This window comes from Oleiphilus sp. HI0128 (assembly GCF_001635365.1).
The window spans coordinates 1-343 of the sequence record NZ_LWGG01000705.1; the positions used below are offsets into that span (position 1 = coordinate 1).

Annotated in this window: 1 pseudogene; it reads left to right on the top strand. The window is 45.2% G+C overall.

The features are described from left to right. Positions 1 to 21: 21 nt before the first annotated feature. Positions 22 to 343, top strand: a pseudogene (locus tag A3763_RS08695) (IS110 family transposase); the annotation flags it as partial.

Consider the following 343-nt stretch of genomic DNA (forward strand, 5'->3'; position numbering starts at 1 on the left):
ATATAAGCGGAGGCCAGCACCATGAAAAACAATACCATAATTTTTGTCGGATTGGACACCCATAAGGAGTTCACCGAAGTCGCATATTGCGAAGATCAACGAGGCTCAGAAGTAAAGCATCTTGGAAGAGTTTCTTCAGCCAAAGTATCACTTACCAAGATGGCAAGACAGTTTGAAAGCAAATACCCGCAGGCTACCCTGCATTTTGTTTATGAAGCAGGCCCCTGTGGCTACTGGATTTATCGATTGCTGACAAGCTTAGGCCATTGTTGCTATGTTGTTGCGCCATCACTGATTCCAAAGAAACCCGGACAACGCGTGAAAACAGATAAACGCGATGCAC